This window comes from Rhodococcus sp. IEGM 1406, from assembly GCF_030056745.1.
GTDB classification, from domain to species: Bacteria; Actinomycetota; Actinomycetes; order Mycobacteriales; family Mycobacteriaceae; genus Rhodococcus_F; species Rhodococcus_F erythropolis.
Window position 1 is genome coordinate 144839 of record NZ_JASHKO010000002.1, and the last position, 11850, is coordinate 156688.

The 11850-nt window shown below is 63.5% G+C and carries 13 protein-coding genes; 10 read left to right on the forward strand and 3 right to left on the reverse strand.

Going from position 1 to position 11850, the window contains the following annotated elements; all coding sequences use genetic code 11:
- Positions 1 to 8: 8 nt before the first annotated feature.
- Complete coding sequence (locus tag QM596_RS10135; protein ID WP_080910376.1) at positions 9 to 776, reverse strand: TSUP family transporter; 768 nt, start codon at positions 774 to 776, stop codon at positions 9 to 11.
- A gap of 38 nt (positions 777 to 814) precedes the next feature.
- Between QM596_RS10135 and QM596_RS10140 the strand changes: the two genes are divergently transcribed.
- The gene (locus QM596_RS10140) at positions 815 to 1978 is read left to right on the forward strand and encodes a sensor histidine kinase (protein WP_019748480.1); all 1164 of its coding nucleotides are present in this window, start codon (positions 815 to 817) and stop codon (positions 1976 to 1978) included.
- Between the two features lie 57 nt (positions 1979 to 2035).
- Complete coding sequence (locus QM596_RS10145) at positions 2036 to 2695, forward strand: response regulator (RefSeq protein ID WP_003945024.1); 660 nt, start codon at positions 2036 to 2038, stop codon at positions 2693 to 2695.
- A 37-nt stretch (positions 2696 to 2732) separates the two neighbouring features.
- On the opposite strand, the gene QM596_RS10150 is transcribed toward QM596_RS10145, so the two are convergent.
- On the reverse strand, positions 2733 to 3392 hold the full coding sequence (locus QM596_RS10150; RefSeq protein WP_020969642.1) for a hypothetical protein: 660 nt from the start codon (positions 3390 to 3392) through the stop codon (positions 2733 to 2735).
- A 250-nt stretch (positions 3393 to 3642) separates the two neighbouring features.
- Between QM596_RS10150 and QM596_RS10155 the strand changes: the two genes are divergently transcribed.
- From QM596_RS10155 to QM596_RS10185, 7 genes are all read left to right on the forward strand, one after another.
- Positions 3643 to 4203, forward strand: a complete 561-nt coding sequence (locus tag QM596_RS10155; protein WP_003944915.1) for an FxsA family protein — start codon at positions 3643 to 3645, stop codon at positions 4201 to 4203.
- A 12-nt stretch (positions 4204 to 4215) separates the two neighbouring features.
- On the forward strand, positions 4216 to 5850 hold the full coding sequence (locus QM596_RS10160; RefSeq protein ID WP_020969641.1) for an amidohydrolase: 1635 nt from the start codon (positions 4216 to 4218) through the stop codon (positions 5848 to 5850).
- A gap of 37 nt (positions 5851 to 5887) precedes the next feature.
- Positions 5888 to 7456 carry an apolipoprotein N-acyltransferase gene (lnt, locus tag QM596_RS10165; protein ID WP_256064607.1) on the forward strand — a complete coding sequence of 523 codons (1569 nt, stop codon included), beginning with the start codon at positions 5888 to 5890 and terminating at the stop codon, positions 7454 to 7456.
- 92 nt (positions 7457 to 7548) lie between these two features.
- A complete protein-coding gene (locus QM596_RS10170) occupies positions 7549 to 8394 on the forward strand; it encodes a DUF3159 domain-containing protein (protein ID WP_283308870.1) in 846 nt (281 codons plus the stop codon).
- A gap of 130 nt (positions 8395 to 8524) precedes the next feature.
- Positions 8525 to 9184 carry a hypothetical protein gene (locus tag QM596_RS10175; protein ID WP_283308872.1) on the forward strand — a complete coding sequence of 220 codons (660 nt, stop codon included), beginning with the start codon at positions 8525 to 8527 and terminating at the stop codon, positions 9182 to 9184.
- Positions 9181 to 9774 carry a PrsW family glutamic-type intramembrane protease gene (locus QM596_RS10180; RefSeq protein ID WP_283308874.1) on the forward strand — a complete coding sequence of 198 codons (594 nt, stop codon included), beginning with the start codon at positions 9181 to 9183 and terminating at the stop codon, positions 9772 to 9774. The genes QM596_RS10175 and QM596_RS10180 overlap by 4 nt, the downstream gene beginning before the upstream one ends.
- Entirely contained in the window at positions 9690 to 10343 is a 654-nt protein-coding gene (locus QM596_RS10185; protein ID WP_283308875.1) for a PrsW family glutamic-type intramembrane protease, read from the forward strand. Before QM596_RS10180 ends, QM596_RS10185 begins: the two co-directional genes overlap by 85 nt.
- A 358-nt stretch (positions 10344 to 10701) precedes the next feature.
- On the opposite strand, the gene QM596_RS10190 is transcribed toward QM596_RS10185, so the two are convergent.
- A complete protein-coding gene (locus QM596_RS10190; protein ID WP_019748472.1) occupies positions 10702 to 11040 on the reverse strand; it encodes an RNA polymerase-binding protein RbpA in 339 nt (112 codons plus the stop codon).
- Positions 11041 to 11229: 189 nt separating this feature from the next.
- Here QM596_RS10190 and QM596_RS10195 point away from each other — a divergent pair, with 189 nt between their 5' ends.
- On the forward strand, positions 11230 to 11586 hold the full coding sequence (locus QM596_RS10195) for a hypothetical protein (protein ID WP_080657174.1): 357 nt from the start codon (positions 11230 to 11232) through the stop codon (positions 11584 to 11586).
- The last annotated feature ends 264 nt before the right edge of the window (positions 11587 to 11850 follow it).

The following is an 11850-nucleotide window of genomic DNA, read 5'->3' on the forward strand; positions in this document are numbered from 1 at the left end:
CGCCGATCTCAACCGAACTGCTGCCATCCGAGGCGAATCACCATGGCGATCACGACCACCAACAGCGTGATCCGGACGAATCCGGATCCCTTGCTCAGCGCCATCCGCGAACCGATGACCGCGCCGAGCACGTTGCACACCGCCATCGCCAAACCCAAACTCCACCAGACATGCCCGGTGACGGCGAAGTAGGCGAGCGCGCCGAAATTGGAACCGAGATTGATCACCTTCGCCATGGCTGCGCTTCGAACGAATTCGGTTCCGAGGAAGGTGGCGAAGCTGATGATGAGGAAAGTGCCGGTGCCGGGTCCGAGCAGACCGTCGTAAAGCCCGATGAGTCCGGCGGAGAGCAGCAAGACGAGGACGGTCTTGCGCTGCGTCGGACGATGAGTGGCGATCGTGGTGCCCAGCGTCGGCCGCATTGTCACGAAGACGGCGACAGCGACGAGTACGACCATCACGATCGGAATGAAGTACTTCTTGTCGATCAGTGAAACGGCCGCCGCCCCGCACGCGGACGTCACCGCTGCCAAGGCGGCTGCCGGCGCCATCTGCCGCCATTGCATCGGGATTCGACGCGAGAACGTGTACACCGCAGCACTCGTCCCGGTGAATGCCGTCAGTTTGTTGGTGGCCAGTGCGGCCTGCGGGGTCAATTGCGGGGCGACCAGAAAGAGCGCGGGCAACAGAATCAATCCGCCGCCGCCGACGACGGCGTCCACCCAACCCGCCGCCGTTGCTGCCGTCATCAGCAGTCCCCAATCAGCAATATCCACGGCGGTGACTCTTTCACAGCTGTGACACTCTTGAGCACATGCGGAGGTTCAGCCTGTGGCTGCGAGGAAAGCCGATGATCGCGGACAGCGCGCTGGCGCTCGTGTTCTTCGCGCTCGAGGTAGTCACGTTCGTCAGTTCGCCGCGTGAGGAGCGGTGGCCTCAGCTCGTCGTCGGATTTCTGATCTGCCTTCCCGTCGTGTGGCGTCGCAAATATCCGCGTGTGTCCGCTGCGTCCATATTGTCGATGTCGTACTTCGCGACCCTGATGATGTGGGCGACCGGGGATCCGGCTGCGGAACATCCAGGCCTGCTGGCGCTCGGAGTTTCGCTCTACACACTCGTTGCGTACGTCGATCGGCGTACCGGGGCGATATTCGCGTGCTTCCTTGCCCTGGACATGACTTTCTCGTTGCTCGTCATCCGCCAAGACGTGATCCTGACGATCATCATCGCGACGCTGCTCTATGCGCTGGCCTGGATCACCGCCGAGTTCTTGAGCGCGCGACGTGCCTACGACGAGGAAGTGGCCGCCAGACTCGAAGTGGCCGAATACGAACGGGACCGCCGCGCCGAGGATGCGGTGGCGACGGAAAGAACCCGGATCGCCCGCGAACTCCACGACGTCGTCGCACACGCGGTCAGCGTGATGATCGTTCAGGCGGACGGCGCCTCGTACGCCGTCGATTCCAATCCGGCGTTGGCGAAGAAGGCGCTCGGCAATATCTCCAGCACCGGACGTGATGCGCTTGCCGAGCTTCGCCGGACCGTCTCGCTTCTGCGCACCGAGGTCAGTAGCGATTTGATGCCGCAACACGGAACGGCCGGCATCGCCAAGGTCGTCGAGATGATGCGTGCCGCCGGTCTCGGCGTGCGCCTAGAGCTGACCGGCGAGCTCGACGACGTCAGTCCATCGGTCAGCCTGGGCATTCATCGCCTCGTTCAGGAATCACTGACCAATGTCCTCCGCCACGCCGGCGCGAACCCGAAGGCCCGAGTCACCGTGCGCCGCACCGAGACCGCGGTACTGCTCGAGGTCGTCGACAACGGAACGTCGAGCTCGACCTTCGCTCACGGTTCGGGCAACGGACTGGTCGGCATGCGTGAGCGGGTGGCGGTACTGCACGGGACACTCGAGACGGGACGACGCCCCGACGGCAGTTGGCGTGTGTACGCAGAGTTGCCGCTCGAGATCCACGATTGATACCGGCTCGCCGCAATCGCATTGGCACCGACGTCTCAGGCCCGATAGGTTTACGCCGTGCCCATCACCGTGCTGCTAGTCGACGACCAGGAACTCATGCGGATGGGCCTGAACATGGTGCTCGAAGCACATGAGGACATCTCGGTCATCGGTGAGGCCGGTGACGGAGCCGCGGCGGTCGCAGCGGCGGTGGCGCTGAAGCCTGACGTCGTGTTGATGGATGTGCGGATGCCGATTGTCGACGGGGTGAAAGCGACGGAGCAGATTCTTGCCTCCGGGATCGAATCCAGGGTCCTGGTGATGACGACGTTCGACCTGGACGAACACGCGCTCGGCGCCCTGCGTGCCGGAGCGAGTGGGTTTCTTCTCAAGGACACCCCGCCCGAGGACCTCGTGTCGGCTATCCGCAGCGTGGCGGCCGGTGATGCGGTTGTTTCCCCGAAGGTGACACGTCGTCTGCTGTCGAGGTTCATCGTGGACGGTCCGGCGCCGCGACGCGATCCGGTGGTTCTCGACGTCCTGACCGAACGCGAACGCGAAGTCCTCGGGCACGTGGCCACGGGACTGTCGAACATCGAGATCGCACAGCAGCTGTACCTGTCCGAATCGACGATCAAGTCGCACGTCGGACGCATTCTGACCAAACTCGATCTGCGTGATCGTGTGCAGGCGGTGGTGCTGGCCTACGAGACCGGACTGGTGACTCCGGGCGCGTAGGCCAGCCGCCTGTCAGGCAGCGAGCGTTTCGGTCTGCTCAGGCATCAAAAGCGCCCACTGTTGGCAGCACGATGCAGGTCTTCCCGTCTGCGTAATCGACATTGCCGAACAGAGCGGCAAACACCTTGCCGTCGCCGGTGTCGACGACCTTCGAGAGCAACGGCGTATCGAGTACGGGCAACTTCTCGTCCAACGGGACGATGCCACCCTTGAAGGTGCCGACGTTGATCCAGGCAACACTCAACCCTGAGGTCTTGGGTATGCCGACGTAACCCGGGATTGCCTGGAACCGGAGATGGTCGGCCTCGACCCACGGCGGCAACGGGAAGTTCGGACCGGCCTGTGCGGAGCTGAGGGTGACGGTGACAGGTTCACCGGCCACGCCACACCCGACTGTCGGTGCGGGGTACATGAACGATTGCGGCTTGGTGACGCCGATGTCCGGGAGATCGAGGGCGGTCGTGATCTGATCAGCGCCTGCCGTGCCGATCAACTGCTGAACAGCAGCAGAGGCTTCGGGGGAGATGGCTGCGGCCTGCGCGATCAGCGCGGCAATTCCTTCGGGTACTACCGGTTCTGCGGCCGCGGTTCCCGCGCTGATCATCGTGCTGCCGGCGGTGAGTGCCACGACGGCGGCAGTGCCGGCGATGGCAGCGGGAATGCGTCGGGCGAGTGTCTTGCCGGGGAGTCGGCTCATGTCGGGCTCCTTCATTTCATGAGGCCGGGAAATGCGGCCCGAAGTGACTTGACCATGCGAATAGTCTCAACGTCAACTTGAGGTTTAGAATCGTTAGCGGAGCGTTAGTTAACGCCAGGCAAGTCGCACGTGCGCGAGAGAAGGCCCGTGTGACTCACGGCACTCGCCTGTTTTGCACCTCTGCGTCGTTGTCGGGAGAAAATCCGGCCCCTCGAGCGTTGAACGGATAGACCGTCTGAAAGGGGACGTCATGATCGCCGCCGTATTCCTCCTCTACGTGATCGTCGAGATCGCCGCATTGGTCATCGTGGGCAACGCCATCGGTGTCGCCTGGACAGTGCTGCTGTTTCTCGCCGGTTCGCTTGTCGGATTGATCCTCATGCGTTCGCAGTGGCGACGAGTCATGGACGGATTCCGCAAGGCAACGAGGGGTGAGGGATCGCCGTCACTGGCGGTCGCCGACGGCGCCTTGGTCGCGGCGGGCTCCGCGTTGATGTTCGTACCCGGACTCGTGACTTCCGTTCTGGGCCTTCTGCTTCTGATTCCGCCGACCCGGTGGGCGCTCCGCCCGCTTGCGGTGCTCCTGGCAGGCAAGCGCGCAGCAGCATTTGCCGCCGGTGGTGACGCCTTCGCCGGAACCGTCGGCTACGCGGCGCGCATGCGCGGAAACGGCGAGGTGATCGACGGCGAGATCATCGTCGAGACACCCGAAACCACCGAGTACGTAGCAAGCAACGGCAAGGAACTGGTCCTCGAGGGTGAGATTCTGGACACGGATACACCCACCCGTTCGCGGGGGCCGCAGTACTAACAGGCAGACTGGGTGCTCGTGACTACTCGTCTGCTGGTCAACGGCCGGATCTACAGTTCATTTGCACCTGACGCGACCTCGATCGCCATCACCGACGGCACCGTCGTGTGGGTCGGCGACGAGCGCGCCGGACGGGCGTTGCACCCCGCCGCGGAGATCGAAGACCTGGGCGGTGCGTTTGTCACTCCCGGGTTCGTCGACACCCACGTCCATATCACTGCATTGGGACTCAATCTCGTCGGTCTGGATCTCGTGGGCGCGAACTCACTGGACGAATGCCTCTCGCGAGTACGAACATTCGCAGCGGCAAACCCCGAAACTGCCCATCCCGACGCAGTCATCTGGGGACATGGTTGGGATGACACCGAGTGGGCAGATCAGACGCCGCCTTCGACCGCGGATCTCGACGCGGCTGCCCCTGGCCGCAAGGTGTATCTCTCGCGGATCGACGTTCACTCGGCCGCGTGCTCGAGCGCATTACGCGACGGGATCTCCGGCCTCGCCGACACTGCCGGATACTCGGCCGACGGCCCGCTGACCTTCGACGCACACCACCTGGCGCGCAATGCGGCTCGGAACCTGCTGACCGAATCTCAGCGCGCGTCTGCTCGTACCGCGGCGCTCGATCTGTGCGCCTCCCGCGGGATCGTCGCAGTGCACGAGTGCGGCGGACCGGACATCTCGGGACTGACCGATTTCCAGGAACTACTGGCCCACGACCACGGAGTGGAGGTTCGGGGTTACTGGGGTGAGCGCGTCGACACCGAAGAGGATGCTCGCGCACTCCTCGACAAAACCGGAGCAGACGGACTCGGCGGGGATCTCTTCATCGACGGTTCGCTCGGTTCGCATACCGCGTGGCTGCTCGAACCCTATGCAGACCAACCTGATTCGACGGGCAACGCCTATCTCGACGTCGACGCGATCGCCGCACACATCCGGGCCTGCACCCTCGCGGGTGTCCAGGCCGGCTTCCATGCCATCGGCGACGGTGCCGTCTCGTCGGCAGCGGCCGCGTTCCGCAAGGTCGCCGACGAACTGGGTGGCCCCAAGGTCGCCGCGTTGGGTCACCGCCTCGAGCACGCGGAAATGATGTCGATGGCCGACGCGGAAACCTTCGCGGCCTTGGGTGTCATCGCGAGCGTCCAACCGGTGTTCGACGCACTGTGGGGCGGTACCGACGGTCTGTACGCCACGCGCCTGGGAGTCGACCGCGCAGCAGCGTTGAATCCGTTTGCACCTGCTGCCGGTAAGGGTGTCTCGCTCGCATTCAGCTCCGATGCCCCGGTCACCCCCATCGAGCCGTGGGCGATGCTGCGCGCCGCTGTCCAGCACCGCACCGACGGAAGTGGAATCTCACCGCGTGCGGCCTTCTCCGCCGCAACGCGCGGCGCCTGGCGCGCGGGCGGAGTGCGGGACGGCGCCGCGGGAACGCTCAATCCGGGTGCACCCGCCTCCTACGTGTTGTGGGAGGCAGGCGAACTCGAAGTCAGTGCACCGGCCGATTCGGTTCAGCGATGGTCTACCGATCCGCGCTCGCGAGTACCCGCGCTGCCCAGGCTGGCGGAAGATGCGCCGATTCCGGTCTGCATCAAGTCGGTGCATCGCGGACGCGTCGTCTACCAGCGCGGCTCGACGAGTGAGTGAGGGCGGCGCAGAGGCGCCCAGCAGCGATCGCTCCCGCGTGAACGCTGTGCTCACCGGTTCGGCATGGCTACGTTCGCTGTACGCAGCCGCAGGCGGATTCTTGATCTTCGCCGGGTTCCCACCTCGTCCGCTGTGGTTTCTGGCGCCAGTCGGGATCGCTCTTCTGACGTGCGTGTTGACGAACTTCGGTCGAGGCGGATTGCGTCTTCGTGCCGGCTTCGGTTACGGGTACCTGGCCGGTCTCGGATTCCTGGTGCCGTTGCTTCCGTGGATCGGTGTGTTCGTGGGCGCGGTCCCGTGGATCGCGTTGGCCGCGGTGGAGTCGTTGTTCATCGGACTGTTCGGGTTGCTGGCGGTACTGGTGGCGAGGTTGCCTTGGGCACCTTTGTGGATTGCCGCGACCTGGACGCTTACCGAGTGGCTTCGTTCCAGCGTCCCTTTCGGCGGATTTCCTTGGGGCAGGCTCGCATTCGGTCAATCCGAAGGGTGGCTCCTCCCACTCGCGAGTATCGGCGGTGCGCCGCTGCTCAGCTTCGCGGTGGCCCTGACCGGTACCGGCTTGGCAGCAGTCGTCGTCGCTGTCGCGGCAAAACGATGGGACCGAGGATTCTTCGGAGCCGTTGCCGCCGCCATCGTGCCCGTGATCGTTGCTCTCGTGGTGTCGCCGTTTCTTGCCACCATGGATTCCGGCGACCGAACGATCACCGTCGCCGCGATCCAGGGCAGCGTTCCGCGGTTGGGCTTGGACTTCAACTCGCAACGCAAGCAGGTCCTCGACAACCACGTCGCCGAAACCGTGAAACTGGCAGCCGAGGTGGACGCGGGCCGCGTCGATCAGCCTGACGTCGTGATCTGGCCGGAAAATGCCTCGGACATCGACCCACTGCGAAACGCCGATGCCGCGGCCGACATCACCCGAGCCTCCGAAGCGATCGGAGCCCCGATTCTTGTCGGCACCGTACTCGTGAATGCCGATCGGACGACCACCAATTCAGTGATCGTGTGGGACGGCGCCGATGGTCCTCAGGAACAGCACGACAAGAAGATCATCCAGCCGTTCGGTGAATACCTGCCATACCGAAGCTTCTTCCGGAACTTCTCCTCGTACGCCGATCGTGCGGGCAATTTCGTGCCCGGCGAGGGCAACGGCGTTGTCCACGCAGCGGGTGTACCGATCGGCGTCGCGACTTGTTACGAGGTTGCGTTCGACCGGGCGTTCCAGGAATCGGTGCGCAATGGTGCGCAGCTGCTGGCAGTACCGACCAACAACGCCACCTTCGGGGACACCGAGATGACGTATCAGCAGCTGGCAATGTCCCGTGTGCGGGCAGTCGAGCACGGCCGTGCCGTCGTTGTGGCCGCAACCAGTGGTGTCAGCGCCATCATCGCTCCCGACGGGGCAGTGACGTCGCAGACCGACCTGTTCGTGCCGGCGGCACTTGTGGCCAAGGTGCCGCTCTCGACCAGCTCCACCCTCGCTACCCGAGTAGGTCCGGCGCCGGAGATCGTGCTCAGCATCATCGCGGTCGGTGCGATTGCCATGGCGCTGGTAGCCCGGCGCCGAGATCGGGCCGAGCAATCACCTGAGGAGGCTGCGGCAATCTGACCCGAGCAACGGATATCGGGCTGCCGATGTTCCGAGGGGCGCCTACGCGGGTACTCGCTGTGCCACCCGTTCCTGCGTAAAGGCGGCCTCCTGTGACCGAGCCAGACAAGACTGAGCCAGACAAGGCCCAGCCTGAGAAGACCGAGCCCCAGACTGCAGTTCGCAAGACCAGTGTCGTCGACGCGGTGCTGCAGTCACCGCTCGCGGGGCTGTCACCGTGGATCCTGCTGTCCTTGCTCTCCGGGCCGGGAAGGTTCGAGGAATCCGCGGCCGCCGCGCTCGGGTTGTCGCTGCTGATCTTGGCGGCCAGTCACCGGCGCGGCGGCACGGTGAAGCTGTTGGAGGTCTTCGACGTCGTGTTCTTCGGCGTTCTGGCGGCCATCGGCCTCCTCGCGTCGGCGACCACGATTCGGTGGTTCGAACTCTGGGGAGGCGAACTGACCAACATCGCGCTGGTGGTCTTTGCCTTCGGATCGATCCTGCTCCGCAATCCTTTCACTTTGCAGTACGCGAAAGAGTCGACGCCTGAAGAGTATTGGACGACGCCACTGTTTCTGCGCATCAACTACGTCATCACCGCAGTGTGGGCGCTCGCCTTCACATGGTCGGCCGCAGTGGGCTTGTTCGGAGACGCACTGCTGCACGACGGAGACAACTTCTGGACCGGATGGATTCTGCAGTTGCTCGGAACCTTCTTCGCGATCTCCTTCACCGAGTGGTACCCCGAGTATGCGCCGAACAAGGCCGCTCAGGCTCAGGGCCTCGAAACCGAACCACCGCAGTCGATTTTCAGGCTGTTCGACTTTTTGCCGGTGTTCGTAGCCGTGACCGGCATCGCGGGGTTGGTGACCGACTCCGTTTCCGTGACCGCAGGCGTCACGTTGATTCTGGTCGGCGTGTTCGGACATCTGGCGATGCGACGGTTCACCGTCGACTAGGAGCGCTCGGTGATCTCGCGCCGACGGGAACTTGGTGCACGATCGTCTCGATGACCGGCAGGTGCCGGCTGATGCACGGAATTTGTCCGTTTCTGCGATAGTCAGTGCACCTGCCGTGCAATGGAAACGAGTGAAATTGAGCGTTATTTCGAGTACTGCACACAAGCACGAGCCCATACACGGACGACGTCCACCAGCGGATCACCGCTTCCTCGGACTCGACACACGCGTCTTCCCACACGCCCTCGCGATCTTGGGGGTGTGGATGCTCTGGACCGTGATCGTGCCCGCCATCGATTCCGCTGTCTCCTCCGAAGATCCAACCGGCGCCGGAGACCGAATGGCCGTGACCGAAACGGTCTCCTTCGCCGCACCTGCGGGCTGGAATGTCGAGAGTGGTTTCCGAACCGACCAATATGGCGCGTCCGATTCGCTCCCACGTGTGACGTTGACCGGCGGCACCGTCACCGTGAGCGTCGACGCCGACACATTCAGTGGAACTGCCGACGAGCTCCTCTCCCAAACAGATGCCGTGAGTCTTGCGACGAACGGCAGTTCCGTGCTTGCGGTCTCCGGTACACGCCAGCCGATCAGCACCGACGGGGGTCTGAGCGGCGTCCAGGTCAGCTTTGACACTCCGCGGTCCGCCGGATCGGTGACCACATTCGTCGCCGACGGCGAGGGAATTCGGGTACAGGTAGTCGGCCCACCCGATCAGATCGCCGCCCGCAGTCGAGAAATCACCGACATGATCGCCTCCATCGGCACACATGAGGGAGCAACCAAGTGAGCAGCGATCTCCTCGAAACCCGCTCCCGCGCATTCGATACGACGGCCTGGGGCGAGAAATTTCACTTCTTCCAACCACGCAACGTCGTGTTCTGGATATACCTGTGGATGTGCGGATTCGGCCTCGTCAAAGGCTGGCAGATGTTCGCCCCCTTCGCCGGATACTTCGGGCGCGCACTCCTCGTTGCCGGCATCGTCGGCATCATCAGCGCCGCGGTCTGGACATGGTGGTTCCGGCACATCGACCGCTACGAACGCCAACCCGTAGGACTAGTGGTCACCGGCTTCATCTGGGGCGCCACCGCAGCAACGTTCACTATCGCGGTACCCGCGAACGGAGCAGTCGGCTCGCTCTACACGAAAATTTTCGGGCAGGTATGGGCTCAGGACTGGCATGCGGGCCTCTCTGCACCGTTCGTGGAGGAAACCGCCAAAGGCATCGGCATCGTCGTCCTCCTCGCGCTTGCACCGCAACCGACGGACTGCTCCTCGGCGCTTTCATCGGCTTGGGATTTCAGACCAGCGAAGACTTTCTGTACTCGATTGCCGGCGCGACGCAGGGCTTCGGCGCCCACCAAACCGACGGCCTGATCGGTTCCATCGCCACCCGCACCTACTCCGACATCGTCTCTCATCCCCTCTTTACAGCCCTTTTCTGCGCCGGCGTGATCTATCTGATCGGCACCCCGGCCCAGCCCCGGCGGATCGGACGCGGATTGGCGTTGATCGTGGCACCCATCCTGATCCACGGCGTGTGGGATTCGATGCTCGCGATCGCCGGCGGCAGCAGTTCGCTCGTGTTCGTCATCATGATCGGCGACATCGTCTTCGCTTTCACTGCCTTGTGGATCGCGTTCGTCTGGGCGCACCCACGTGAATCCCACTTCGTCCGTGACATTCTCGCCCCGGAAATCGAGTCCGGCGTCCTGACCGACGCCGAGGTGACAGCCGCCGGCGGATGGCGACAACAACGCACTTACGCGAAAGCCGCACCCACTCGCACCGAACGTCGCCAACGACGACATATCGTTCGTGCCGCGCTGGATCTGTGCAGCGACCTTGCTGTCAGCAAGGGCGACGACAGCTCCCAGGTCGTCGAATCACGCAACGAAATCACCCGCCTCCGCCAAGGAACCGCGGCACAGAGCATCGATCGGTGACCGCGAAGTAGCGGAAGTACCGTTCAGCACCGTAAGTCATTTACCCACACCCCAGTCGGCGTGAGTGGGGTACCGAAGTTTGGTGTGTCGCGGGGTGGGGGATACAGCTCACACTGGTGCACGAAGCAGTGCCGATGGTTCTCCAGCGCGAATCGCGAATTCGCGCACTGTCGGCTCGCGAGTGCGCCTGGATGCTGAATGACGTTGCCCTGAAGTGTCTTTGAGGACCGCGAAGCATCCTGAAGTTGCCACGTCGAAGAAGGGCCGAAGTATGACGTCGACTTGTGAACGATCACTCCCCGTAGAACGAGAAAGACCGCCCGGTGTAGAACCGGACGGTCTTGATCGAAGTGCTAGTTCATGCGCCGCGACGCTTGGCCTTCAGCAAATCGAGACGCTCTTTGAGGAGCTCTTCGAGTTCCTCGACCGAGCGACGCTCGAGCAGCATGTCCCAGTGGGTGCGGGGAGGCTTGACCTTCTTGGCTTCGGGGGCAGTTCCCTCCATGAGGGCGCCTTCGAGGCCGTTGCGGCACAACCAGGTGCCGGGGATCTCGGCTTCGTCCGCGAACGGGATGTCGAAGATCTCGCCGTTCTCGCACTTGTACTTGGCCATACGACGGGGCGCGAGGTCATGGTCACGGTCGGTCTCGTAGCTCACAGCTCCGAGACGGCTACCTCGAAGTACGCGATCTGCCATGGTGGTGTCCTCTCTTCGTTCGTCACCGCTGGTGGGCGCCCTGACTTGGGGAGTAGACGCTCACACTCATCTACAACGCCACGAGCACCCGATTGGTTCCCGTGTGGCGAGAAGACGCAACCTCTCCATCTTACCGGGTACCGCGCGCGTTCATCGAAGGCGTCCGAATCTCGAGTACAGTGTCGACTCATGGCTGAGAGCACACGCGTCGGATCACCGCAGACTGCGCGTTCCGGAAACCCGTGTGTGTGGTGCGGCCGCGAGGTCGCGGTGACGGGAGTGGGTCGTCGTCGCCGGTACTGCAGCCAGTCTTGTCGCCAGCGCGCGTACGAGCAGCGCAATGCCGTCAAGGGCACGTCGATCCCGGCTGACGCCGTCATCTTGACCGCCGTCGAGGCCGTCGAACTGGTGGATCGGATGTTCGAGGTTCGCTGCGCCGCCGAAGATGTGGCGACTGCTGTTGCCGAGGGAGCCGAAAGTTCGGAACTCGCACAGTTGTGTGAACGGTTGACCGAACTTGCCCGTGAAGCCGAACGTTTCCGGTGAAGCAGGTGTGGGCAACCGGTTTCTAGCCTTGCGTTGAGCACCGCAGCACTGCGGTGCGCCTGACGCCTGACGACGACAAATTCTGATCCTGAGTTCGGACCTTCGGGGAGGTTCGGACTTCGAAGCGACCCTTCGTCGAGGTCGATGACCTTCGGCTGCGCTCTCGCAGGATCGCCACATGGTTTCCACTCGATATCGAGGCGGTGCGATGTTTCTCTTCAATCCCCGAGCCACAGTTCCCGGTGCTGATCGTCACAACGCTGT

What these genes read in the sequence shown, in the direction of transcription:
- QM596_RS10150 (WP_020969642.1), bottom strand. Translation starts at nt 3,392, where the DNA reads ATGAGCCGACTCCCCGGCAAGACACTCGCCCGACGCATTCCCGCTGCC.
- QM596_RS10195 (WP_080657174.1), top strand. Translation starts at nt 11,230, where the DNA reads ATGGCTGAGAGCACACGCGTCGGATCACCGCAGACTGCGCGTTCCGGA.
- QM596_RS10190 (WP_019748472.1), bottom strand. Translation starts at nt 11,040, where the DNA reads ATGGCAGATCGCGTACTTCGAGGTAGCCGTCTCGGAGCTGTGAGCTAC.
- QM596_RS10155 (WP_003944915.1), top strand. Translation starts at nt 3,643, where the DNA reads ATGATCGCCGCCGTATTCCTCCTCTACGTGATCGTCGAGATCGCCGCA.
- QM596_RS10140 (WP_019748480.1), top strand. Translation starts at nt 815, where the DNA reads ATGCGGAGGTTCAGCCTGTGGCTGCGAGGAAAGCCGATGATCGCGGAC.